General features: G+C 70.0%; 21 protein-coding genes and 2 pseudogenes. 12 read left to right on the top strand and 11 right to left on the bottom strand.

What is annotated here, in order from left to right; all coding sequences use genetic code 11:
• Positions 1 to 36: 36 nt before the first annotated feature.
• The 7 genes from RM788_RS44750 to RM788_RS44780 all read left to right on the top strand — a co-directional run bounded on the left by RM788_RS44750 (position 37) and on the right by RM788_RS44780 (position 4,537).
• Positions 37 to 1,503: a hypothetical protein gene (locus RM788_RS44750; RefSeq protein WP_315926761.1), complete on the top strand. Its 1,467-nt coding sequence runs from the start codon at positions 37 to 39 to the stop codon at positions 1,501 to 1,503.
• A 251-nt stretch (positions 1,504 to 1,754) separates the two neighbouring features.
• A complete protein-coding gene (locus tag RM788_RS44755; RefSeq protein ID WP_315926763.1) occupies positions 1,755 to 2,219 on the top strand; it encodes a TetR family transcriptional regulator in 465 nt (154 codons plus the stop codon).
• A complete protein-coding gene (locus RM788_RS44760; RefSeq protein WP_315926765.1) occupies positions 2,204 to 2,788 on the top strand; it encodes a glycosyltransferase in 585 nt (194 codons plus the stop codon). Before RM788_RS44755 ends, RM788_RS44760 begins: the two co-directional genes overlap by 16 nt.
• A 232-nt stretch (positions 2,789 to 3,020) precedes the next feature.
• Complete coding sequence (locus RM788_RS44765) at positions 3,021 to 3,455, top strand: glycosyltransferase (protein ID WP_315926767.1); 435 nt, start codon at positions 3,021 to 3,023, stop codon at positions 3,453 to 3,455.
• A gap of 210 nt (positions 3,456 to 3,665) precedes the next feature.
• A complete protein-coding gene (locus tag RM788_RS44770; RefSeq protein ID WP_315926769.1) occupies positions 3,666 to 3,842 on the top strand; it encodes a hypothetical protein in 177 nt (58 codons plus the stop codon).
• A gap of 57 nt (positions 3,843 to 3,899) precedes the next feature.
• A complete protein-coding gene (locus RM788_RS44775) occupies positions 3,900 to 4,253 on the top strand; it encodes a YidH family protein (RefSeq protein WP_315926771.1) in 354 nt (117 codons plus the stop codon).
• Positions 4,250 to 4,537: a DUF202 domain-containing protein gene (locus RM788_RS44780; RefSeq protein ID WP_315926774.1), complete on the top strand. Its 288-nt coding sequence runs from the start codon at positions 4,250 to 4,252 to the stop codon at positions 4,535 to 4,537. Before RM788_RS44775 ends, RM788_RS44780 begins: the two co-directional genes overlap by 4 nt.
• A gap of 59 nt (positions 4,538 to 4,596) precedes the next feature.
• Here the strand turns inward: RM788_RS44780 and RM788_RS44785 are convergent, their stop codons facing one another.
• A complete protein-coding gene (locus RM788_RS44785; protein WP_315926776.1) occupies positions 4,597 to 5,421 on the bottom strand; it encodes a transposase family protein in 825 nt (274 codons plus the stop codon).
• A 553-nt stretch (positions 5,422 to 5,974) separates the two neighbouring features.
• On the opposite strand from RM788_RS44785, the gene RM788_RS44790 reads away from it, so the two are divergent.
• The 3 genes and pseudogenes from RM788_RS44790 to RM788_RS44800 form a co-directional block, all read left to right on the top strand.
• Positions 5,975 to 6,550 (top strand): transposase family protein, encoded by a 576-nt coding sequence (locus tag RM788_RS44790; RefSeq protein WP_399342049.1) that lies wholly within the window; start codon positions 5,975 to 5,977, stop codon positions 6,548 to 6,550.
• Positions 6,551 to 6,634: 84 nt separating this feature from the next.
• Positions 6,635 to 6,907 (top strand): annotated as a pseudogene (locus RM788_RS44795) (MFS transporter); the annotation flags it as partial.
• A 214-nt stretch (positions 6,908 to 7,121) separates the two neighbouring features.
• Positions 7,122 to 7,745, top strand: a pseudogene (locus tag RM788_RS44800) (MFS transporter); the annotation flags it as partial.
• Here the strand turns inward: RM788_RS44800 and RM788_RS44805 are convergent.
• Complete coding sequence (locus RM788_RS44805; RefSeq protein ID WP_315934999.1) at positions 7,640 to 7,891, bottom strand: hypothetical protein; 252 nt, start codon at positions 7,889 to 7,891, stop codon at positions 7,640 to 7,642. The pseudogene RM788_RS44800 and the gene RM788_RS44805 overlap by 106 nt on opposite strands.
• A gap of 248 nt (positions 7,892 to 8,139) precedes the next feature.
• Between RM788_RS44805 and RM788_RS44810 the strand changes: the two genes are divergently transcribed.
• Positions 8,140 to 9,138 (top strand): GDSL-type esterase/lipase family protein, encoded by a 999-nt coding sequence (locus tag RM788_RS44810; protein ID WP_315934905.1) that lies wholly within the window; start codon positions 8,140 to 8,142, stop codon positions 9,136 to 9,138.
• A 108-nt stretch (positions 9,139 to 9,246) separates the two neighbouring features.
• Here the strand turns inward: RM788_RS44810 and RM788_RS44815 are convergent, their stop codons facing one another.
• The gene (locus RM788_RS44815; RefSeq protein WP_315926778.1) at positions 9,247 to 12,405 is read right to left on the bottom strand and encodes a S8 family peptidase; all 3,159 of its coding nucleotides are present in this window, start codon (positions 12,403 to 12,405) and stop codon (positions 9,247 to 9,249) included.
• 23 nt (positions 12,406 to 12,428) lie between these two features.
• Here RM788_RS44815 and RM788_RS44820 point away from each other — a divergent pair, with 23 nt between their 5' ends.
• Entirely contained in the window at positions 12,429 to 12,734 is a 306-nt protein-coding gene (locus RM788_RS44820; RefSeq protein ID WP_315926781.1) for a hypothetical protein, read from the top strand.
• Between the two features lie 302 nt (positions 12,735 to 13,036).
• Here RM788_RS44820 and RM788_RS44825 read toward each other — a convergent pair whose 3' ends face one another.
• The 8 genes from RM788_RS44825 to RM788_RS44860 all read right to left on the bottom strand — a co-directional run bounded on the left by RM788_RS44825 (position 13,037) and on the right by RM788_RS44860 (position 24,251).
• On the bottom strand, positions 13,037 to 15,655 hold the full coding sequence (locus RM788_RS44825; RefSeq protein ID WP_315926783.1) for a ricin-type beta-trefoil lectin domain protein: 2,619 nt from the start codon (positions 15,653 to 15,655) through the stop codon (positions 13,037 to 13,039).
• A gap of 480 nt (positions 15,656 to 16,135) precedes the next feature.
• Positions 16,136 to 16,303, bottom strand: coding sequence for a hypothetical protein (locus RM788_RS44830; RefSeq protein WP_315926785.1), 168 nt, complete (start codon positions 16,301 to 16,303; stop codon positions 16,136 to 16,138).
• A 693-nt stretch (positions 16,304 to 16,996) separates the two neighbouring features.
• Positions 16,997 to 17,431 carry a GreA/GreB family elongation factor gene (locus tag RM788_RS44835; RefSeq protein WP_315926787.1) on the bottom strand — a complete coding sequence of 145 codons (435 nt, stop codon included), beginning with the start codon at positions 17,429 to 17,431 and terminating at the stop codon, positions 16,997 to 16,999.
• Positions 17,432 to 17,569: 138 nt separating this feature from the next.
• Positions 17,570 to 17,779: a hypothetical protein gene (locus tag RM788_RS44840; RefSeq protein WP_315926789.1), complete on the bottom strand. Its 210-nt coding sequence runs from the start codon at positions 17,777 to 17,779 to the stop codon at positions 17,570 to 17,572.
• 8 nt (positions 17,780 to 17,787) lie between these two features.
• On the bottom strand, positions 17,788 to 19,047 hold the full coding sequence (locus tag RM788_RS44845; RefSeq protein ID WP_315926791.1) for an NAD(P)/FAD-dependent oxidoreductase: 1,260 nt from the start codon (positions 19,045 to 19,047) through the stop codon (positions 17,788 to 17,790).
• A gap of 123 nt (positions 19,048 to 19,170) precedes the next feature.
• Positions 19,171 to 20,706: a PucR family transcriptional regulator gene (locus tag RM788_RS44850; protein WP_315926793.1), complete on the bottom strand. Its 1,536-nt coding sequence runs from the start codon at positions 20,704 to 20,706 to the stop codon at positions 19,171 to 19,173.
• A gap of 491 nt (positions 20,707 to 21,197) precedes the next feature.
• Complete coding sequence (locus RM788_RS44855) at positions 21,198 to 21,575, bottom strand: hypothetical protein (RefSeq protein WP_315926794.1); 378 nt, start codon at positions 21,573 to 21,575, stop codon at positions 21,198 to 21,200.
• A gap of 1,788 nt (positions 21,576 to 23,363) precedes the next feature.
• Positions 23,364 to 24,251: a helix-turn-helix transcriptional regulator gene (locus RM788_RS44860; RefSeq protein WP_315926796.1), complete on the bottom strand. Its 888-nt coding sequence runs from the start codon at positions 24,249 to 24,251 to the stop codon at positions 23,364 to 23,366.
• Between the last annotated feature and the right edge of the window lie 141 nt (positions 24,252 to 24,392).

The raw sequence follows: 24,392 nt of genomic DNA on the forward strand, positions 1-24,392 counted from the left end.
TCCATATGGACGTCACGGTTCTGGACAGCGGTGGTGGTGTCGTCGTTGCTCGCGGGCTGCACGGCCGACCCCGTTGAGCCCGCGCAGGGCGCGGTCCCGGCAACGGCGGAGGTCATCACGCCCTCGACCGCGCTCACGGTGCTCGATGTCGACGAAGGCGGAGCCTCGGCTATCGCGGTCAGTGCCGCTCTGTTCCGGAGTGCGCCCGTCGTCGTGGTGACCGTGAGGTCGGACGTGGCCGGGGCGAGCGCTGTCGGAGAACGGATCGGTGCCCCGGTACTCCTCGCGCCCGCTGTCGGCTCGTCCGATGCCCTGCGCGCAGAGCTGACGCGGCTGTCACCGCGAGCCCTGCTTGCCGTCGGCGCCGGCGCGTCCGCCGCCGTCGAGGCGTCCGCCAGCGGTGTGCCGGTGTTCACCGCCGACTCCACGACCTCGGCACTACCTGACGGTCTGCCGGACACCAGCTCGCCCGCGCCGGTCGGGGTGACCGTCCTGGTCGACGCCGCCCGCGACGACGCGGCGGCGATCGCCACGGCACGCGCGGCGGGTGCACGGGTCGTTCCCGTGAACGGCTACGACCCACGCGCCGACCAAGCTGCGGTCCAGGCGCTGCGAGAAGAACCGTCCAAGATCGTCCTTGCGGTGGGTGCGGGCTTCGCTCCGGTGGAACGGCTGCGGGCAAGGCTGGCGGTGGCCTCCAGGGGCGTCGAGTTGCCGGGTGGTGGCCAGGTGCTGTTCCCGGGCAGACGACTCGTGTGCTTGTACGGACACCCCGGCACCCCGGCACTGGGTGTGCTGGGTGAACAGGGTGTCGAGGAGGCCGTCGCGAGGGCGAGGGAGTTGGCGACCCGGTACGAGCCCTTGAGCGGGGTACCGGTGGTGCCCGCCTTCGAGCTCATCGCCACCGTGGCACAGGGTTCGCCCGGTCCCGACGGCGACTACTCGGGGGAGGCGAGTGTGGAGTCGCTGCGGCCCTGGGTCGACGCAGCGGGCAAGGCGGGACTCTACGTCGTGCTCGACCTGCAACCCGGCCGCGCGCGGCTGCTCGACCAGGCCCGGCGGTACGCGCCCCTGTTGGGGTTGCCGCACGTAGGTCTCGCCGTGGACCCGGAGTGGAAACTGGGACCGGACCAGGTGCCGCTGAAGCAGATCGGCGGGATGGACGCCGCGGAGATCAACGAGACCGCGCAGTGGCTGGCGGACCTGACCGCCCGCACCGCCCTGCCGCAGAAACTGCTCGTGGTGCACCAGTTCCGGCTGTCCATGATCCGCGACGAACCGTCGCTGGTGACCGACCACGACGAACTGGCCGTGCTGATCCACATGGACGGCCAGGGCACGACCGGCCAGAAGACCGCCACCTGGAACAGCGTGGTCGCGGCCCGACCCGATGAGGGCGTGCCCTTGGGGTGGAAGAACTTCTACGACGAGGACCACCCGATGCTCACCCCCGAGCAGACGATGGGCTACCGGCCGACTCCGACGATGATCTCCTACCAGTGATGTGCCGCTCATCGTCGTATCCCTTTGCCCATGTCGGATATGTCGTGTCCTGCGCGCACCATGCGGACACCGGCAGTCGGGTCTGGACAATGCTGAACGCGTGTTCGATATTCCGCCCATGCGTTCAGCTTCCGATCTGACGGCGCGTGCCAAGATTCGTGACGCGGCGATGGCGCGTTTCGGCGCGGACGGGGTCGCGGCGACGACTGTGCGGACGGTCGCGGCCGACGCGAGGGCTGTCCGCCGGCCTCGTGCTGCACCACTTCGGGTCGAAGGACGGCCTGCGCCAAGCCTGCGACGAGCACGTGGCGGAAGCGATCCGCGGCGGCACCGGTGTTCGCGACGCCGACGCCCTGGCGGTGATGCTCGACGACGCCATACCGGTCCGCCGCTACCTCGGCCGTGCGCTGCTCGACGGCATGGAGACCGCGGCCCGGCTGGTCGACCGCACGCAGGAGTGGCTCGCCGAGGGAGAAGCCGAGGGCTGGGTGCGGCCGACGGACGATCCGCGAGCCCGCGCCGTGACCTACGTGTCGTGGCAGTTGGCGCCGCTGGTGCTGGGCGACCAGGTCGGCCGACTGCTGGGCGGCGACACCGCGACGGCCGTGCGCGGCGCGTGGGCGGGGCTGGAGATGCTGACCGGCGGACTGTTCACCGACGACCGCTGGCTCGCACTGTTCAGCACCGTGGGGAAGTCCCGGTGGGGGCCCTGCTGATCACACACGGCACCCGCGGCGACGTACAGCCCTTCCTCACCCTGGCCGTAGCGCCGCGAAACCGGGGCCACGAAGCGGTACTGGCGGCTCCTGCGTCGTTCGCCACCGCGGCGGCCGAGTGGGACGTGGAGTTCGCACCCCTGGACGAAGGCCCCAACCAGCTGATGCGCGACCCGGTCGTGCAAGCGGTGATCGACGGTGGATACCGAGGGGTGCGGGGCAAGCTCACCGCGGTGCGCACCGCGCGACGGATCAAGCCGTTGATGGTCGATGTGCTGCGGGATGTGGGTGGGGTGGCGCGGGAGTCGGGTGCCGACCTCGTGGTGCACTCGCCACCGGTGCCCGCCCACCACGCTGCCGAGATGCTCGGCGTCCCCTCGGTGCTCGTGGCGCTGCAACCCGGTTGGGTGCCGACCTCGCTGATCCCCTGCCCGATGCTGCCCTTCTCGTGGGTGCCGAAACCGCTCGATCGCGCGACTTGCGCCGCGCTCGCCGCGACGTTGCGCGCCTATGCCGGGATCGCCACCCGGTGGCTCACCACGGACTGGGGCTGCCCGCGCGCAGGGTGAAGTCACGATCTGGTGGGCAACGCCCGGATCGTGTTGCAGGCGTTCAGCCCGCTCATGACCCGGTCGACCGCGGTGGCCGGATTCCGTACGTTCCACGGGCTTCTGGTACCTCCCGTCGAAGGAATGGGAGGTACCCGAGCCGTTGGCTGCGTTCCTCGCCGCCGGACCGGCACCGGTCCACCTGGGATTCGGCAGCATGGCCGGGTGAGGTGCGCGGCGCACCGCGGAAGTCGTGGCCGAGGCCGTTCGGCGGGCCGGGGTCCGGGCCGCGGTCGCGACCGGGTGGGGAGGCATCGCGCCCGACGTGGAGTCGCGCGACGTGCTCGTGATCGACCAAGCACCCCACGACAGGCTGTTCCCGGACATGGCCGCGGTCGTCCACCACGGTGGCAGCGGTACCACCGGTGCCGCTCTCGCGGCGGGACGCCCGCAGGTCGTGTGCCCGTTCGTCGCCGACCAGCCCCACTGGGCCGTCCGCATGCACGCCGTGGGGGTCGCTCCGGCACCGTTGCGGCAGCAGGACCTCACGGCGGATCGGCCGGCCACCCGGCTGGTCCACGTGATCGGTGATCCCGGAGTCCGCGAGCGCGCCGAACTGATCGGTGTGCGCGTTCGCGCGGAGAACGGCGTTCAAGCGGCTGTCAACGCCCTGGAACACGTGCTGTGAAGGCATTGCCGGTCACCTACGGCGAACGTTGCGCACGCTGTGGGATGGGCGAAGACCACTGCGCAGGTCCACTGTGGCCGGTGCTCTTCGAGCTGGCACGGGTGTGGTGCGGACGGATCCGCTGTGGCAGCAGGGGGTGTGCGCGGTTTCCGCACGTCGGTGCGGGTATGTCGGCGCAGTGCTTCGAGTTGTGCCTGCCATGCTGGCCTGATGCGCCGTTTTCTCTTCGACAGCGAAGGCAACCTCCGCTTCGTCGTGCTGCTCGCATTGCTGCTCCTGGTGCCGATGGTGGTGCTGGCGTTGGCCACGTGGGGTGGTTGGGCCGCGATGGCGCTGATCGCGGTCATCGTGATCGTGGGCGTGGGTGCGGCAGTGTGGTACGGCTGAACGGGATGAACGTCGTTGGGCCGGTATGCCGATCGCCCTGTCCTGTGAGGAGGAACGATGGAGGCTGACCAGCCGTCCGAGGTGGATGGTGAACCGGACTACCGGTTCACCCTGGCCAATGAACGGACATTTCTGGCGTGGATCCGCACCGCGCTCGCGTTGTTGGCGGGCGGTGTCGCGGTGGCGCAGGTGGTTCCGCCGTTCTCGATCCCGCAGGGGACGGTGGTCTTGAGCGTGGGGTGCATCGCGCTGGCCGCGGTGCTCGCGGCGGGCAGCTATCCGCGGTGGCGAGCGGTGCAACGAGCGATGCGGGCGGACCGACCGCTACCCCCGCATCGGATGATGGCCGTGGTGGCCGTCGGCGTCGTGGTTGTGGCCCTCGCCGCGACCGTGCTGGTCCTGCTGGAATGACCAGGACAGGTGATTCGGAATGGCGGGATCGCGGGTTGCAGCGGGAGCGAACAGACCTCGCGTGGCGGCGTACCGCGTTGAGCGCGGCGACGTGCGCGGTGCTGCTGCTGCACGCCGCGGCCCGCGAAGGCTGGGGCGCTCACCTGGTACCCGGTGTGCTCGTCCTGGTCGTGGCGGCTGTCGCCGCGTTAGCAGGCGGACGCGTGCGGCGGGGGCGGATCCTGTTCGTGATCAGCGTCCTGGTCGTGCTGTCCTGCTTGTGGGCGGTCGCCTTCATCGGATGAGTGCTCATTGAGTCTTTCCGAGTAACCCTGCGTCGCGTTATGTGATCAACCGTTGCTGATCACGTGGTCCGGCAGTTCTCCCGGTGCAGCAGTACCAGAGCGGCACCGACGATGTCGCCCAACCGCCACGGACACCCACGATAGTGACGCAAGGCCTTGTAAGTGGTCTTGAGCAGCGAATTCGCACGTTCACCCAGACAACGCAGAGCACCATGGATCGCGTTGTAGGCCTGCTGATCCACCGTCGACGTCCCGCCCGAGGGCTTCTTCACCGGGATCCTGAAGAGCCCAGGTTCGCCTTCATAACCCAGATCTGCCAGGACAAGGGCTCCGTCGCCGACCCAGTCGCCGATCCGGGCCAGCAGATCCGGGTCGGCGCGGGCGGCGCTCATGTCGTGCTCGCGCCCCGGCCGCACCCCGGAGGTCCACAATGGCCACCCGTCCGGAGCGGACACGACCTGCACGTTCCCGCCATGGTGCTTGTGCTTTCCCGACCACCACAAATCCACTCCCACCGTGGGCCCCGGCGTGGAGATCCGATCGGTGCGGATCAGCGTGCCGTCCACGACCACGTACGCGTACCCGGCGATCCTGGCCGCCAACAACGCTCCGTGCAGCGACGGCACGAGCGCCTCGAGCACCGCGATCCCCTCGTCACGGTAGGCGTACGCCGTCGAGGAGGAGATCCCGTTATCGCGGGCCAACCCCGACATCCGGGTGTCGTCGAGGAACCACCGCAACACCAACACCGCCTGCGTCCGGGTCGACAGGGCGCGAGTGTCGCGACGCGTGCCACGTCGCACCCGCTCGGCACCCAGCAGAGCGGACAGGAACAGGACGCTGTCCTCCGACACGTCCAGCACAGCCTCGTATGCGACACTCATCCCGCGCGGAACTCCTTGTGAAGATGATCTGTGGTAGGACCACCTTCATAGCGGAGTTCCGCGTTTTTCGTGCCCACATCACCCAGAGCTGGCTCACCGAGCCCACGACGGTCACACAGCGCCATAATCCGTTACCCGGAATGGTTCATTGAGGTGACCTCAATAGCGGAGATTCCAGCGCTGACGGCCTGATGATGTTCGGGGGAACGTTCGTGCAGGCGCTCTGACGTGCTGCGGGGGCCTGGGAGCAGAAGGACGGGGAGCTCCTGATATGACTGGATTTGCGAAGACGAATCCCAGTCAGAAAGCTCCCCGTGATCACCTATCGAGCCGCACTCGATGCACCCCGCGAACTCGCCCAGCACCTGGGCCAGCTGCTCCACGCCGAACGCCGCGGCCGCGGCACCGCAAGGGCACCAGGGCACTGACCTGCTACCGGCACGCGGTATTCGCCCTGCGCCGGTTCCGGCAGCACGCCGACATCACCGCGCTGGCACGTGATCACGGCATCTCCCGCGCCACCGGCTACCGCTACCTCGACGAGGTCATCACCGTGCTCGCCGAGCGCTCACCGGACCTGCACGAAGCGCTGGAACGAGCCAAGAACGAGGGCCTGGCCCACGTCGTCCTCGACGGCAGGATCTTCTCCACCGATCGCCTCGCCGAGAAGACCACCGGCGTGAAAGGCGAGCAGATCGATCGGTGGTACTCCGGCAAAGCTCACGAGCCCGGCGGGAACATCCAGGCCCTGCTGGCGCCGAACGGTTTCCCGTTGTGGGTTAGTGACGTCGAACCCGGCTCGGTACACGACCTGACCGCCCTGTACTGGGCCTACTCCCAACTGGACCTGCCCACGCTGTCCGACAACGGCTACGACGGGTCAGGCATCGGCGTGTTCACACCGGTCAAACAACCTACGGACGGCCAGGTGCTCGACGTCGACACGCGCACCCACAACGCCCTGCTGCGAGGTCTGCGCCGCCTCGGTGAACGCGGCTTCGCCCTGCTGACAGGACGCCGGCGCGCCCTGCGGCACTTCAGCACCAGCCCACGCAAGATCGGCCACATCGTCAAAGCCGCACCCGTCCTCACCCATTCGAACACGGACGGCTCACCTGAAACTCGATGAGATCACGTCAGTGATGTCCTGCGGGGACGCCATCGAGGACCGAACCGGTGGATGGTCCTGATCGTTCTCGGTCTCGCGCAGCTGATGGACATTCTGGACTCCACCATCGTGAACATCGCTCTGCCGACCGTCCAGCGCGATTCGGGGTTTCCCGTCGACTGCCGGCAGCGGGTGCTGACCGGGTACGCACTCGCCTTCGGGAGCCTCCTGCTGCTCGGCGGTCGGCTGCCGGACTTCTTCGGACGCAAGCGGCTGTTCCTCATCGGCGTCGGTGGATTCGCTGTCGCATCGGCGTTCGGCGGTGCCGCCTGGGACTTCACCATGTTGCTGGCCGCACGTATCGCCCAAGGCGCGTTTGCCGCGATGCTCGCACCAGCGGCGTTGTCGCTGCTGTCGGTCACGTTCGCCCACGACGCAAAAAACGCGGCCGCGCGTTCGGGATCTTCGGCGCGATCCCAGGCGCTGGCGGGGACTCGGGCTGCTGTTGGGTGGCGTCCTCACCCAAGGTCTGTCATAGCGGTGGTGCCTGTACGTGAACCTGATCATCGCAGCGGTCGCCTTTGCCAGCGGGATGGTCTTCCTGCGCGACGGCCATCGGCCGGAGCGGGTTCGGTCCGACATCGCGGGCACGGTCACGGTGGTGCTCGGCCTGGTCGGAATCGTCTGCGGTCTGGGCAGTGCCGAGACGCACGGCTGGAACGACGTCCGGACGATCGGCCCGGTGATCGCGGGCGTCGCGCTCGTAGCCGTCTTCGTGCTGATCGAACGCCGTACCGAACATCCGTTGCTGTCACCGCGGGTGATCCTGGACCGGGTCCGCGGGACGGCGTACTTGTCACTCGGGATTTCCGGGATCGGGATGTTCGTGGTCTTCCTGTTCCTCAGCCACTACCTCGAGAACACCCTGGGATTCACCCCGCTGCAAACCGGAATGGCGTTCCTCCCGATGATCGGCTCGGTGATGGCGGGAGCGGTCTTCTCCGGAGCGGTGCTCCTGCCGCGCACCGGTCCGCGGCCGCTCGTCCCGGCCGGCTGCGTCCTGTCCGCGATCGGTATGGCAACACCCACCGGCATCCGGGCCGACTCCAGTTACGCCGGAGCCGTACTGCCGGCCCTGCTCGTCACGGGCATCGGATTCGGACTGATCTTCGGTCCGGTGCAGAACGCCGCGACCAGTGGAGTCCGGTCGCACGACACCGGAGTGGCGGCCGCCATGGTGACCGCCGCCCAGCAGATCGGCGGGTCCATCGGGACGGCGGTGTTCAGTTCACTCGCCACGACGGCGACCGCGACGCACCTCTCGACCCACGCCGCGACCGCGGCACAGCCGGCGACGATCACCGAAGCCACCCCTCGCCGGCTACCACCTGGTGTTCTGGAACGCGGCGGCGATCTTCCTGAGCAGCGCTGTCCTGGTTGCGCTTCCCTTCCGAAGCGGCTCCCTCCCGCTGCCGGTGGACTCGGACGCGGAACCCGTCACCGCGCCCTGAATTCCGGGTCACCTCGCCACATCGTGCAACGCGATGAACTCACCAAGGAACGTTGGGAACACGCACATGACGATCATCCTCCGTCCAGGGAGCACCGTGATGTCCACCGGCGATTCGATCACCGACCTCCGGCGGCCGGTCGACGAGGATCGTTCCGGATGCGGCTACCCGCTGCGGATCGCGGGCGACTGGTGCTTCCGGCACCCCGACCGACCCGTGACCTGGCTGAACACCGCGAACGCCGGCGACAAGGTGATGGACCTCGAAGCCCGTTGGCGGACAGACGTGCTCGACGCGCACCGGGACGTGGTGTCGATCCTCGTCGGGGTCAACGACATGGGCTGGCACACGCTCGGCCCCCAGGGGTACGTGATCGGAGTGGAGGAGTTCGCGGCGGGTTGTGACTGCCTGCTCGCGCCGCTGTCCGAGGCGGGCATGGAACTGATCCTCATCGACCCGTTCCTCCTGCCGATCCACGACGTCGTCGAAGCCGGTGTCGCGCGCGCTCGCATCGGAACGGGGAAGAGGAAGGAATGGCGCGCCGACCTGGACCCGAAGATCCAGGCCACGCGCGAACTCGCTCGCAAGTACGACGCGCGCCTGCTCGCCGCCGACAGGATGTTCACCGAACTCGCCGCCACGACCGGACCGGAACACTGGTCCGAGGACGGCGTGCACCCACACCGGCTGGTCACGCCGCATTCGCGGCGGCCTGGCTGGGCCTGGTCGCGTGACCGCGCTTCGCAATCGCCCGCGACACCGGCGATCGTTTTGCGGAAAGGGCCGACGCCGAACACCACGGTCAGCGTCGCCCGCGTCCCGGTACGCGACCGGATCGGTAGGCGATCCCCGGTGGAAGGTGGTCCACCAGCGCGGGATCCCGTTCAGCGTGGACCGCGTGGTCGATGCGGTCGACTTCCCCTTCTACCGGCCTGGCCGGGTCCGGATGGACGAGTGGTCACGCGGGCGTGTCGCGCCGACCGGCGAACTGGTGCCGCACCGGGGCGCGCTGGACGAGGACTGACGGCCTATGGGATGCGCCGCGCGACCAGGACATCGCGCTGGAGCGGAGTTCGCGGCGGCAGCCGCGGCCGGTGACGGGGAACCGGACGTCACCGGCGCGGCCTGCCTGATCTTCGGGGTCTTGACGCTGCCGCCCGCACTCGAGGCCCACGGGGATGTCCTCCTGTGGTCAGGACCATCTCCTCACCGCTCGCTGAGGGTGTACGCCCTGATCACGGTGACCTGTGAGGTGTTGCCACTGCTGTCCGCCGCGGACGCGCGCAGCGACACGTGGCCCGGCCCCCGCGGGTGCCGCAGCAAGGCGTGATCACCGAGCACCGGGGCTGTGGCCCAGGTCTTGCCGTCGTCGTAGGAGACGTCCACGGTGATCCGTCGGATCGTGCCGGCGCCGCTGTCGTCGTACTGCTGCACCCGGAGCGGCACGGCGAAGCGTCGTCCACCGGGTACCGCCCCGGTGGTGTCGAGCTTCGGTGCGAAGCGGACCACGGACAGCGGGAGGGCGGCCGTGCCGTCGGCGTGTGCCGAGGTGAACTCCCACACCGCTTCGACCCGTGTGCTCGTGCCGGCCGTGTCGGCGCGGGCACCGGCGACGTCGAGTCGCAGGCGGGTGCGGTCGGCGGGCAACGGGTAGGTGCCGTTGGGATCCGCGGCGATCGGCCTACCGGTGCCGAGGTCGGTGAGCGTCGTCTTCTCGGGTTCGGCCATCGGGACCGCGCCGCGGTTGCCCGCCGCGTCGCCGTACAGCAGCGGGTAGCCGGGCACCAGCGCGTCCCCGACGCGTCGGAGGTCGAACCCGTCGCCGACGGTCACCGCTGTCGGGCCGAGCACCGGTGTCATGGCGCTGGTCGTGGTGGTGCGTCCTGCCCGGAAGGCGGTGAACGGCGTCCACGCGGCGTGGGTCTGCTGCCAGGACTTGTCGTAGTCGAGGTAGGTGTAGCTCCACCGCGTGCCGCTGGAACCAGGGGTCGCGTGGAGGTGCAGGGTGGTGACGCCGGTGATGTCGATCGCGGGGCCGAAGGTGGATCTGTGGTCGGACCGCGTGCCGGCCGACCACGGCTCGATGTAGGTGTGGCCGCCCTCGGGGTGAGGGGGCAGCGTGGTCTTCCTCAGTTCCAGCGCGGACGCCGTGACCGCCTTGTGGACGCCTTTCGGCACCTGGGCGGGCCAGTCCCAGCCCAGCGTGTAGAGCCCATCGGCGCCCGAACGCCAGTGGGAGTCGAGGTAGCCGGTCACGCGGCCGTCCGCGACGGCGCCACCTGTCCGGCCTACGCGGAACGCGCGTCCGCCTCCCGAGAAGCCACCGAAGGAGGCGAACTCGTAGCTCAGTCCGGCGCCGATGACCGAACCCTTGGCACGCAGGGCGATCGTGCCGATCTGCTCGACCGCCGCCGGGTCCTCCGGCAGGGAGATGTCGACCGGCCCGGCTTCCCTGGCGTCGAGCGAGACCTGTGCGTCGGCGGTCAGGGCAAGGTCGGCGTAGACCATCAGGGTGACCTCGGTGCGCGTGGAGATCGAGCCGGTGATGCCGTAGATCCCCTTGGGCAGCCGGATCGAGCCCTTGCCCTCGTCGTCGGTGACCAGGTCCACCAGCGTTCCCGCCTGGTCGAGCCGGTAGACGCTGAGACTGGACGAGTCGGGTGCGCCCTGGGAGTCGAGGGTCGTGACGTCGAGCCGGTACCTCTCGTCCTCGACGGTGAGCGCCACCGGGGTGCGCACCCGCGTGCTGCCTCCGGTCGCGACCAGCGCACCCTCGTACTTGCCGTACTTCGTGGTGCCGCGGGTGTCCGCGGTGACGGTCGCCGTCGCCTCACCACCCACCGGAACGGTCAGCGAGGTGGGGGAGACCGTGATGCCGCCCTGCGCCGCCGTGCCTTCCAGAGCGAGGCCGAGCACGACCGGGTCCGTACCGGTGTTGCGATAGGTGACCTGCTCGACCACGGGCTCGTCGTCGTCGTGCGGCCACGTCCGCACGCCGAAGGACAGGCTCGCCGGCTCCGCGTCGACGGTCTGGGTGAGCGCCCTCGTCACGTCCACGCGCCCTGAGCCCTGGGCGAAGACGCTCGACCCCTTTGTCGGCTCGGCCGATCCCACCAAGGCGGACTTCAGCTGCGTCCCGGTCCAGTCGGGGTGGCGCTGGGCGAGCAGCGCGGCGGCACCCGCCACGTGCGGGGTCGCCATCGAGGTACCGGACATCCCCACGTAGCCGGGATCCGCGACCGGCGTGCCGATGGTGCCGTTGGCCGCCTTCGCGGCCGCGATGTCCACGCCGGGCGCGGTGACGTCGGGCTTGACGGCGCCGTCGGCGATCCGCGGTCCGCGACTGGAGAAGGGTGCGATCGCATCCGCGGCGTCGACGGCACCGACGGTGAGGGCGGCGTCGGCCGAACCCGGACTGCCCAGCGTGGTCCCACCGGGCCCGGAGTTCCCGGCGGCGACCACGAACAGCGCGCCGCTCGACGCCGACAGGGCGTTGACCGCCTGCTCGATCGGGTCGGTGCCGGGGCTGTCGGACGGGGTGCCCAGGCTCATGTTGATGATGTCGGCGCCCTGGTCGACGGCCCACCGCATGCCTTCCAGGATCGCCGAGTCCTGGCAGTAGTTGCTCTCGCAGACCTTGCCGATGAGCAGTGACGCGTCCGGTGCGACGCCGGTGTACTTGCCGCCGAGGTCGGCGCCGCTGCCCGCGATGATCGAGGCGACGTGGGTGCCGTGCCCGACCGTGTCGTCGATGCTCGGCTGTGAGGAGAAGTTCGCGGTCGCGGCGATCCTGCCCACCATGTCGGGGTGGGACTCGTCGACACCCGTGTCGAGCACGGCCACTTTGACGCCGGTCCCGGTCAAACCCGCCTGCCAGGCACCGGGTGCGCCGATCCGCGTGACGCCGGGTTGCGCGCTGAGCTTCTTCTTGCCGTCCAGCCAGACCTTGTCGTGCCCGGCGACGAGCGCGTCGAGCGTCACGCCGTCCTGTGGACCGGCGGCCGAGAACTGCCCGCCGGTGCCCTCCACGATGACCGGTGTGGCGTCGGCGTACCCGAACTCCCGCAAGGCGTTGACGTCGAAGAGCGCCTTGTCGAGCCGCCCCGCGGAGATGAGCGGCTCCGCGTCGGCCGGGATGACGTACCGGTGCTGCCCGGTCGTGGTGATCGCGAACATGGCGTGCTCGCGTCCACGCGCGGGCACGATGCCGACTCCTGTGCGGGATAACGTCACCCTGTCGCCGGTGACGAGCGTGACCTGATCGTCCGATCCGCGACCATCCGGCGCCGCGGTGGTGGGCGGGGCAGGGGCGAGGGTGACCAGCAGTCCGGTGACCGCACCCAGCGTGGCCAGGCGTCTGCGCATGAAACGACCTCCGTGTCGACACCGTGGACGAGACCGTTCACCGCGCGGCGGAGGCGGTGCCTGAAACCGAGGCGGCAGAACCGGGTCATCGACTCGTCCTGCCCGAGGCTCCTTACGTGAGAGCGCTCTCATCCTGGACCGGTCGTCGAGAGCCTGTCAACAGCGTCGTGGCGCTGGAGAAAGACATCCGCGAGTGGGTACAGGACTGGAACGAGGATCCCAAGCCATTCCTCTGGCGCAAGACCGCCGACGAAATCCTGGATCACTCGCACGATATCGCCGACGAATCGCCGACGAACCGCCGACGAACCGCCGACGCGGGACACTAACCCAGTGGCCATCGTTCCGACGGCGCGTTTCCCACCAACCTGGTGGAGTCGGCTTTCCGCGCCCTTCGGACGGCCGGTGTCGCGGGTCGACGTGGTCCCGCTGATGGTGGGTACCAGGTGGACCGGTGATGTCGACGTGTCCGAGCAGGGCGAGGTCCACAAAGGACGAAAGGTCGAAGACCGACCTTCATTCGGTGAGGTCGTCGAAGAAGCCGCGGACGATCATGCCTGCGGCCGGTGCGCGGGAACCGCCGTCAGACCCGGTCCGACCTGCCGTCGCCGACAGGCCGGACCGGCCGGACTCAGCCGCGGGCCCACTGCTGGTTCGCGGTACCGCCGCAGGGCCACAGGATGAGCCGGGTGCCGTTGGTGGTGCCGTTGTCGTAGGCGTCGAGGCACTTGCCCGAGCCGACGCCGACCACCGAGCCGTCCGAACGGACCCGCCACTGCTGCGCGGAGGAACCGTTGCAGTCGTAGATCTGCACCGCGGTGCCGTCGGCGGTGGCGCCCCCGGCGGCGTCGAGGCACTTGGTGGCGAACACCATCAGCTGGTTGGAGGACGTCGACGTCCACGACTGGTTCCCGCCACCGTTGCAGTCCCACAGCGCGGGTCGTGTGCCGTTGGCCTGGTCGCTGTTCGGCACGTCGACGCACCGGCCCGATTGGCCGCCCTTGAGCAGGCCCGGCGTCGCGGTCCTGGCCCAGTGCTGGTTGGCACCGCCGGTGCACGTCCGGATCGCCAGCCTGGTGCCGTTGGTGGTGCCGTGACCGGTCGTGTCGAGGCACTTGCCGGAACCGGTGTTGACGAGGCCGCCGTTGTCGTCGACGGTCCACTCCTGCGCGGAGGAACCGTTGCAGTCGTAGATCTGCACGATCGTCCCGTCCGCGGTGCCCGCGCCGTTCACATCGAGGCACTTGGTCCCGTACACCTGCAACTGCTTCGACGGCGTGGACGTCCAACTCTGGTTGGTGCCGCCGTTGCAGTCCCACAGGGCGACCGCGGTGCCGTTGGTGGTGCTGCCACCGGGCACGTCGACGCACAGACCGGACTCGACACCCTTCAACACGCCACCGGAGTTGCCCGAACCGCACGTCGTCATGCCGTTGACGTAGGGGCACACCACGGAAGCGAAGCCGCCGCGGGTCGCGATCGGCACCGAGAGCGTGTCGGAGTTCGTGACGACCCGCGTCTCGCGCAGCAGCGTCCCGGTGCCGTCGCGCACCGTCTCCAGCAGCCACTGCCCGGAGCCGAGGAAGCCCAACGGCGTCTGGAACGTCTTCTGGGCCAGCGCCGAGACGCCGCCGAGGTACCACTTGGATCCGTTGCGGCGGGCGAGGTACGCCTCCTGGCCGGGACGTCCGCCCAGCAGCCTGGTCTCGTCCCAGGCGGCGGGCAGTTGGTCGAGGACGCGCAACGCCTCCGGTCGGGCCTCGTAGGCCGCCGGGTTGTCGGCGTCGTGCTGCCAGCCGGATTCGAACACGATCGCGGTGGCGAGCTCGTGGGCGTCGGTCGTGTCGCGGTCGGTCATGCTGAACACGACAGGTGTGTAGTCCATGCTGGAGATGGCGTTGCGGGTGAAGGGCAGGATCGTGTTGAGCGCGGCCCGGTTGTGGAACTGCTCGGCGCCGTACACCGCTTCGGCGGTCATGACCTGCGGCCAGGTGCGCTGCAAACCGCGTGGCGTGGCGGTGCCGTGGAAGTTGACCATCAACTTGAGGTCGGCGGTGCGGGCGAGGACGGCGTCGTACCACTGCAACGTCGGTTGTGTGTACTCGTAGCTGAAGTCGATCTTCAGCCCGGCCGCGCCCCAGCTCTTGACCAACGGCAGCCAGTTCTCCCGCTGCTGGGCGGTCCGGAGGTCGGCCGAGTTGAACCACAGGACGACCTGCACGCCGCGGGCCTTGGCGTAGGCGATCACCTCCGGAGCCCAGTTCGACTGCCAACCCTCGTCGATGAGCACGTAGCCCCAGCCGTTGCGCTGGGCGAAGTCGATGTACTGCTTCTGCCGGTCGGCGCTGGAAGGGCTGGCGTGCTCGGTCAGCCACGACCACGCGACCGTGCCGGGCTTGACCCAGGAGGTGTCGCCGACCCTGGACGGCGGGGCGAGGTCGTCGACGATGGTCGACTCGGTGACGGTCCGCAGGTCGCCGATGGCGGCTGTGCGCCACGGTGTGGACAGCGGCAGGCTCGCCGTGACCGTGCCGCCGGCGAGGGAGGTGGTGTAGGTGCCGGACCCGGCTCGGTGGGTGAGGGAAGCGGCGGCGTAACGGCCGTCCAGGTCGGTCTCGGCGACGAGGGCGAAGGTGCCGCCGACCTCGAACAGGGCGGGCACCCGGTAGTCGTTGTCCGGCGCGCCGCCCGCGGTGGTCTGGAGCCACACGCCCTGATCCTCGTTGTCGGGTGGGACGACCCAGGCGTTGGACGAGGTCGGCAAGGTCCAGGAGGACGCCTCGCGGCGGACCGTCACCGATCCGCTGCCGGGCAGCACGTAGCGGTAGGCGGCGCCCGTGTTCGACACCCGGACCACCACGTCGAGCCGCGCCGCGTCGACGCCCGTGAACGACAGCGTCGTCTCGGTGTAGGAGGTCGACCGGCTGCGCTGCTTGCCGGTCGTCATGGTGTAGGCCTCGGTGATCGTTCGGTCGCGTCGAGCGGTGAACGTCAGGTTCCTCGTCAGGTCGGCGGTGGCGGTCTCGATGCCGATGGGCGACGGCGAGAGCACGGTGCGGCCCCGGTCGGACACGCCGAAGGTCGGCGTCCCGTTGTCGAGGGAGACCAAGGCGGACGTGGGGGAGTCGGTGGAGGGCCCGGCGACCGTCCACGAGGTCGCGGCGGACGCCGGTGCGGCGGTGGCGGTCAGGAACGCGGCGGGGATCGTCAGGGTCAGGGCGACGTGCAGCAGGGACTTCCAGGGTCGCATTCGGGAATCCTTCGGCAGGGACCGGATGGCAGGGCGACGGTGTGGAGCGGTAGAGCGACACGACAGCTGATGTCAACGTTGTCATCACCGACGTCAGGGGTGTCGGTGATGACAGCGGTGTGACTGGTCTACCAGGTGACGGGCAGGGTGTGCAGCCCCCGGTGACGCGTTCGGTGTGCACGCGCAGGTCGGTCTGCTCCACGGCCAACCGCAGGCCGGGAAGGCGCACGAACAGGGTGGAGAACACCGCGGACAGCTCGCCGCGGGCCAGACTCGCGGTTCTGCGGCCGAGAGGGGAGTGGCAGGCCGCTCAGGCTTTGGCCGAAACCGCCCGACCGGCACATCACACCGCCCGCAAGCCTGATGGCGGACACGCCCACTACTCCCGCACAGACCACCCGTGCAACGCGGCGTTCTTCAGCCGACCCAAACGCTCGACCGGCCGACAACGGCACTCAACCGGCCAACTGAGGAGCTCAGTCACAACGGGCCCGGCCCCCGTCCGCCGAAGAGGACGCCGTCCTGCTCGCCGCCGAGCAGGACGTTGAGCGCCGATCCCCTGGGTGAGGCGGCCACGTGGCGCTGATGACGCACCTCGCGCCCGACGGTGACGTTCTCCGCTGGTGCGAGGAACACCTTCCCCGGCACCGGGGCCGTGGTGGCCCGGATGGTCTCGGCCGCCCGCGTCGCCGCAGACCCGTTCCGCCCGTACGTGTCGAGCGCGGGGTTCGGGACCGCGCCGGCGGACTTGCAAGATCAGCCGCAGCTGGTCCGACGCGTGGTCCGCCGCGGCGTGCACCGCGCGGAATTCCGCGTACACGGTGTGCCCTCGCGTCGCCTGCGAATCCTTGCCCGCCAAGGGGACGCCGCTGAACCTGTTGCCGTGGTGGCTTCGATCCATGGCCGGACCGTCCCTGGCCGGTCTGGTTCTCAGGGGAGTGGAGAACCCGACCGGGGATGTGGCAGCCGGGGGAGGGCCGCCGAGCGCGGATGCCCGAGCCGTCGCACGAGATCCGCTGGAGCACCTCACGCATGTCACCCGCCGTACGATCGCCGACCACCATCGTCATCCTGCCTTCCTGCGTCGCGGTGACGTGCGGGTCCGCAGTGGTGAACGCATGCCCCCGACTCGGAAGGCGACCTCGTGACGGCCGCACCGCGGGCCGATCACGACGAAGTCCACCCCGCCGCCCAGGATGGGTTCCGACTGCTCGGCGCCAACCGGTCACCCGGTTCGACTTCCCGGTGCCGGCCGCGCCCGCAGTGGTGCGTGTGGTGGACCGGACATGATCGGCTGCCACGCAACGCGTTTCCTCCTCCTACGAACACGCGGCAGACGACTCACAAGGTGCCGTCGGGGTCGTGGTGGCCGTAGGGCACGGCGTCGAGCAGGGTGACGCGGACGGTGCCGCCGCCGGGGACGCGGTAGCCGCGCTGTTCCCCCGGACGTGCCCCGATGAGGGCTCCGCCGAGAGGTGACTGCGGGGAGTAGACCTCGATGTCGCCGTGTTCCACGGCACGCATGCCCAGCAGGAAGGTCTCGGTGTCGCGGGTGTCGTCGTAGCGGACGGTGAGCACCATCCCGAGTTCGGCGATCCCGTCATCGGGCGGGTCCTGGTCGATCGCGGAGTTGTTGAGCAACTCCTGGATGTGGCGGATGCGCTCGTCGCGCGGTCCGGGGGTCGGTGTGGTGCGGGCGGTGGACAAGCCCGCGAGTTCGGCGCGGAGCCGCCGTCGTGCGTCGGGGGTCAGCCAGACGCTTCGGGTGCCGGTCATGGTGGACCTCGTCGTGTCGTCGTCGAGCGAACGGGTGGATAGGCGCTGCCGGGGAGGTCGGTGAGGGGGAGACCGGACCGCCCTGGCAGCGGAGGTGCCCGCGATTCCGCACGCGGGCGGGCACAGCGGCGGACCGGGTCAGCGGTCCGCGGATCGGTGGTCGGAGGTCGCGGGCGCACGCCTGCCGAGGAAGACCTCGACGTCGTGGGCATAACCGGTGGCGATGCGGGTGAGGACGTCGCGTTGGACGCGCAGGAACGCGTTCTCCGTGCGCAGCCAGTCGAGTTCGGCGCGTTCCTCGGCGGCGAGCGGCGTGCCGCCGTGTTCGGCGGACTCCGCGGTGTCCACGGGTGTCCTCAGCGCAGCGGGTCGAATGCCCGCAACGCCTCCGGTTGTTTGCCGGTGGTGATCTGTTCGGCCAGCAGCCGCCCGGTGACCGGGCCGTGGGCCACGCCCCACATGCCGTGCCCGCCCGCGATGTAGACGCGCGGTGCGCGCACCGCCCCGACCAGGGCACGTCCGTCGGGGGTGATCGGGCGCGGACCGACCCACGTGTCGCGGCGTTCGTCCCAGCGCACGCCGTCGAGCAACGGGCGGGCGGAGGCGATGATCGCCTCCAGGCGGGCGTGGGAGCCGGGGGCGTCGGGGTCGCGGAATTCCATCGTGCCCGCCACCCGCAGCCCGTCCTTGTAGGGCGTGCACGCCACGCGCACGCCGGGCAGGTAGACCGGTCCGGGGACCGGGCGCTCCACGGGCACGGTGAAGGAGTAGCCGCGTCCGGCGCGCACCGGCACGCGCACCCCCCAGCGGCGGGCCAGCCGGGACAACCAGGCGCCGGTGGCGACCACGGCGACCTCGGCGTGGACGGCGGCCCCGGTGCGCGGGTGGACCGTGACCCCGTTGCCGTACGTGCGGATCTCGTCGACCTCGAACAGCCGGATCGTGGCGCCGCGAGCGACCACCGCCCTGGCCAGCGCCTGGACGAAAGCGCCGGGGTCGATGTAGCGCTGCCCGTCGATCCGCACCCCCGCGGTGAGGGCGGGCGAGGCCAGGGGGACGTGCTCGCGCAGCCGGTCGGGATCGAGTTCGACGTGCTCGACCGGCTGCCCGGCGTCGGCCATCCTGGCCAGTTCCCGCAGCAGTCCCCGTGCCTGGCGCGGTGTCTCGAACACGGCGGTGATCGGGGCGGCGATGGTGGGCGCGTGCACGCCGTTGGCGGTGAGCACGTCGAACGCCTCGACGCACTCCGCGTTCAACAGCAGGTTGGCGTTCACGGCACGGGTCCACGACGACCACCGGCAGTTCGCCGCGAACCTGGTGAGGAAAGACCACAGCGCGGGGTCCGCGGTCAGCGGGACGTGCAGCGGAGCGGCCGGGTTCAGCAGCGACCGCAGGCCGTAGCGCAGCACGGCCGGTTCGTTGAGCGGGATGGCCAAGCCGGGGGCGATCCACCCGGCGTTGCCCCACGACGCGCCGGCCGCCACCCCGGCGCGGTCGACCACGGTGACCGCGACCCCGCGTTCCTGGAGGAACCACGCGGTCGACAGGCCGACGATGCCCGCGCCGACCACGACCGCCGACCGAGGTCCGCCGTCGATGCGCTCGACGTCGACCATGACCACCTCCACAGGAACGAGTGCTGCTGACGAAGCCAGCCTCGCCCGAACCACCCGGTGGCCCGTTGTCCGTTCCCGTCAACCTCGAGGGGTGATTTTGTAGGAATCCGACAACGGGGTCGATCAGTCCTGTCCGGCGACGGCGAGGTCGATGATCATGGCGAGGCGCTTGCGCGCGTCGTCGAGGTCCAACGTGGCCACCTCGGACATCTTGCGCAGCCGATAGCGGATGGTGTTCGGGTGGACGCCGAGCCGGTCACCCGCCAGGGTCAGGTCGCCTTGGTGCTCCAGCCACGCGCGCAGGGTCGCCACGTAGGACGTGGCGTGGGCTTCGTCGTGGCGGCGCAGTTCCGCCACCGGGCCCCGCGTCGGGATCCGTCCCGCCTGCGCCGCGGCGCGCATGCGCTGCACCAGGATGTCGTCCCAGGACTCGTCGTAGGCCGGGGGCGGGGTGTCCGACGCGCGCGCTTCGTGCAGCGCCAGGCACTCGTCCGCCTCCAGTCGGCTCGCAGGCAGCTCGGTCGCCGACGCCGTCCCTCCGATACCGGCGGTCACCTCCACCTGCGCGGGCAGCGCCGTCCGCAACGCGGCCACCCACTGCCTTGCCGTGCCCGCCTGCTCGCCGGGCAGGATCGTGTAGAGCGTGGTGCCCGCCAGGGTGCTGCGTCCCGGCCTGGACCAGCCGAACCCCGTGGTGGCCCGCTCGAAGGCCAGCAGCAGCGCGGCATGGCGCTCGGCGGCGATGTGCGCGCGGACGGCGACGACCCTCAGCGGCCCCCGCGGCAGGCCCAGCCGACTGGCGACCGTGGCGGCGTCGACGGTCCCCTCCAGCAGGCGGATCGACAGGTCGGACTCGACCTGTCGTTCCAGATCCGCGCTCGCCCGCCAGCGCAGCAGGTGCAACGCCACCGTGCGGGCGCCGTCGGCCAGTGCGGCGCACCGCTCGTCGGTCAGCGGACCACCGCAGGTCACCCACACCGACCCCAGCAGCTCCCGGCCTGCGCGCACCGCCACCACCATGCGCCCGGTGAGACCGTGCTCCCGGTCGTGCTCGACGTACAGCGGCTCGTCGAGGGCCACCAGGTGGGCGAACACCCCTCGGTCCTCGAACAGCGCCCGCAGACCGTCGGGGACCTGTCGGCCGAGGATCGTCTCCAACCGGGCCTGGTCGGCGCCCTGCTGTGAACCGGAGTAGGCGAGGACCGTCGAGGACCGGTCCTCGATGGTCACCGCACCGCCGACCGCGTCGGCCAGGCTGTCGGCCAACGCGAACAAGTCGGTCGGGCCCCGTCCCGACTCGGTCTCGCGGCCTTCCAGCACCAGGCCGTAGACCACCCCGGCCAACTGGCTCCACGGCACCCTGGGATCGATCACCAGCACCGCGACCCCAGCGGTTCGCCCGAGCGCGGCGGCCGGCCCCACAACGTCGTCGTCGCCGTGCACCAGCACCACGCCCGCCCGCGCACCCACCGCCCACTCCACGGCCGCGGGCACCGACTCCGCACCCACGGCCAGGAACACGTCCCCGGCGACCGCCTGGGAGTCCGTGGCCTCGCGCATCACCACGCTGCGCAACTCCGTCGACCGGGATATCGGGCAGCAGGCCAACCGCACACCGTAGCCACCCAGCACGTTCACCAGCCGGTCCAAGCTGATCACAGGCACTCCCGTCCGCCCCCCGAACGCTCACCGTAACGATCGGCAGCGATCCTCGGGGCGGCGGACAACACGTCGTGCCCGGTGGCAACCGGCCTCGGATCTTCCCGAGCGACCGTTGCCGGACCGATCACGTTGCCCGATTTCGCCCGCACCACCATCCACCTGCCCATCACCCTCAAGCGGGGGCCCGCCCAGCCCCCGCCGTTCCATCCCTGTTCTGGACGCAGTGCGATCGCGGCGCGGAGTCGAGGACCGGTGGAAGTCTTCGTCCGTCCGGAGAACGACTCGTTCGACGCGATCGCGTCGGAGACTTTTTCTCCCGCTCGGTGAACACGGTGAACAGCGGGATCAACGCGGCGGGCGGATCGTGCCGCGGCTGTGTCCGGCGGAGCACCGTGGTCCCCGGTGCTGCGCGGCGGGACGTTCACCGCGCAGCCGGGGGTGCGGGTCGGTGGTCCCGGCCGCAGCGGTGTCACGAGAGGCGAGATCGTCTATTTCTTTTCCAGCAGGTAGACGTTGCCGTTGCCGTCCGCGTCACTGTTGAAGATCAGGTCGGTGTCGTTGATGAACGCGGTATGCGGGTGCACCGATTCCGTGTCGGAGGAACTCCGGTGCTTGAACATCTTCACGGTGTCGACCTTGTTCGTGCCCGGCTTGATGTAGTAGTGGAAAATGGAGGGCGTCTCGCCGCCGTGCCCGTCCCCTTCGATGATCGTCTGGGCCGGGTTCATGGCGAAGTGGTTGCTGTCTTCCCGGATGTCGTGGCTGAAGAATCGCTCCTTGCGGATGTTGTAGGTCACCACCTGCTCCGGTGTGCCACCTTCCGGCCGCTGGGCGAAAGCGGCATCCCGACCGTTGGCCAGCCCCACGCACGGTGTCCGGCGTCAGGTGGACGGCGGGGATCGGGCAGGAACAGTCGTACCCGACGCGGCATGCAGGCCATGGGCGTGGTGTACGACGAGGCCTGCGGGCCGGTTGATGCCTGCCACCGGCACCACGGCGAGATCGTGCACCGGAGGCAGTGGAACGTGGCGGTCACGATCCACTGTCGACGTGATGGAGCGCAGCGGCGCTCGACGGAGTCCTGCGGGATCGCCCAGTCGCACTTCAGGTGTGCGACGAGTACCACTCGGGAGGTGGCGAGCGGAAGTTCCTGGCAGGGCGGGATCTCCGTGTCGCGTGCTCGCAGGTTGTGGACGACGACACCGGTCGCGTGCGGGTCGCCCAGGATGGCGCGGAGCGGATTCCGCAATTCCCGGACGAAGCCCCGATCGTCGCCGACCCGGCGCAGACGCGCGCACGGCCCCGGGGATCGTCGTCGATGGTAGGTTCGATGATCGCCGGGCGTCTCCTGGTCGTCCACGGCCGATCACCAGGATCGAGCGCAGCCACCTCCGGGCGCCTGGTCCTCCAGGCCGCGTTGGACTCCACCACCGAACAGCACGACACGGCAGGCTTCCGCCATGCGAAGGACTTGCTCATCCCGCTGGCGCGCGAGGACGTGATCGCAACTTCCTCGCTGCTCGCGCCGCGGCACCGACCACGCGGTGACGGGCACCGGGGGAGCGACCATCGGGAACACGACGCCGTGAACCCGCCCTCCGGTCCTCGACGACACCGGGAACGGCCGTGCCGACACTCGGCAGGCGCCGCACGCGGGTTCGCACGCACCACCGGATGTGGCACACAGTTGTTGCCCTGCAAAAGGAACACCGCGATGACGAGGTCGGCTCTCCTGGTCGGGTGCCGCTCGGGGCGAGCGGATCAAACCCGGTCGACCGGCGTGCTGGACCACTTCCGGTGGGCGTGCGGTTGTGCGATCGGCTTGCCCGCAAGCAACGACTTCAGGATTGCCCACTCCGCATCGGTCAGCCCACCACTATTCGATCAGATGTTCCGGCGGACACGCCCTGGGGTGAGCCCCGTCCGATGCTTCTTGGTCGAGGCGACCACACGAGAATCCGCCATGTTCCGCAGGACGACCGAGACTGCGCGACAGTGGCCGAGCACACGCGACCGGCCAGGCGAACCGGGGCCGCGAAGTAGGTCCGAACCCTGCGGAATTGCTCCGGATAGGACAGTGGGTGCGGACGCGAGCCGGGGACGTCGTTCGTTTCCGGTTGGCGGGATCGATGGCCGAGGACGTGTCGGTCGTGGGGTTGCGGTCGAAGGCGCGGCCGATACCGATTGACACGGCTTCCCCGGCGTCGGCTGACAGGGGCGGCTGTTTCGCCGACGCCGGAATCGAGGACGACCGTGGCGATGTCATGCGGCTTCGTTGTTGTGCGACGGGACACCTCACACAGCGTGTCGAACGCCTCGGCGGCCGCCAGGTCGCGCGGGTGCGTCGCCATGCCCTTCGCCTACTGCGATGACCGGCTTCCCGTAGTTCTTCGCCCTGACGGGCGGGCCCGATCGGCTTGTCCACGGGTGCTCACCGGCCGACTTCACCCGACTGGAGATGCGTTGCCAAGCGGAAGCCCGCGCCGAGTTCTCCCGTGCTCCCCGGCGGCGTACTCCGGTTCGGGCGATCAGCGCGCGACCGGTCGGCTCGTGCGCGGGAGGAAGGTCCGGTCGTTCGCCGGGCAGTGCGGGTCAAGTCGACCGGTGGCCGGCGCCCTTGTGCCAGTGGCGGGGATCGTCCGCCGGTGGTGCTGTCAACCGAGTGGGTGCCTTGTGGGGGAGATCGATTCCCGGGTGGCGGCCCAGGAGGCGAGCAGGCGCAGGCCCTCGTCGGAGGGGGAGGCGGGTTCGGCGGTGTAGATGGTGAGGGTGAGGCCGGGTTCGGCGGCCATGTCGAGGCCTTCGTAGGCGAGGGTCAGTTCCCCGACGGCGTGGTGGTGGTAGCGCTTGGTGCCGGTGCCGTGGTGGCGGACGTCGTGGGCGCCCCAGCGGGTGCGGAAGTCGTCGCTGCGGGTGGACAGTTCACCGACGAGGTCGTGCAGGTCCTTGTCGTGGGGGTCGCGGCCGGCTTCGGTGCGCAGGATGGCGACGGCGATGTCGGCCGCTTGGTCCCAGTCGGGGTAGAAGCGTCGGGAGGCGGGGTCGAGGAACTGGAAGCGGGCGAGGTTCGCGTGGTTGTGGGGTGCGGCGTAGACGTCGTCGTAGAAGGCGCGGACGAGTTGGTTGGTGGCGAGGAGGTCCATGCGGCCGTTGCGCACGAAGGCAGGCCCGGCGCTGACCGCGTCCAGGGTCCATTGCAGGCTGCGGTGCGGGGTCCATTGCCGGAGGGTGCGGCGGCGGGGGCGGGTGAGGGCGTCGGAGCCGTCGGCGGCCTGCGCCAGATGGAGGAGGTGGGCCCGTTCGGCGTCGTCGAGCCGCAGCGCGCGGGCGACGGCTTCGAGGACCGAGGGGGAGACGCCGGCGAGGTTGCCGCGCTCCAGCTTGGCGTAGTACTCCACGCTCACGTCCGCCAGGGCCGCGACCTCGCTGCGGCGCAGGCCCGGAACGCGTCGACGGGCACCGGAAGGCATCCCTGTCTGCTCCGGGGTGATCTTCGCTCGCCGCGAGGTGAGGAACTCGCGGACCTGTTGGCTGTTGTCCACGACGTCCACGGTACGTATCGCGCATGGCCCCAGGGGTGTACTGCCGGTACACCCCTTCGTGGTGACTCGCTGAGCGGGCGAAGAGCGGCTTGACTTGATGGCACGGCACTTCCGTCCGGCCGTGACCACGGTTCGGTGGAA

This window comes from Umezawaea sp. Da 62-37 (assembly GCF_032460545.1).
In the GTDB taxonomy this organism is placed as follows: Bacteria; Actinomycetota; Actinomycetes; order Mycobacteriales; family Pseudonocardiaceae; genus Umezawaea.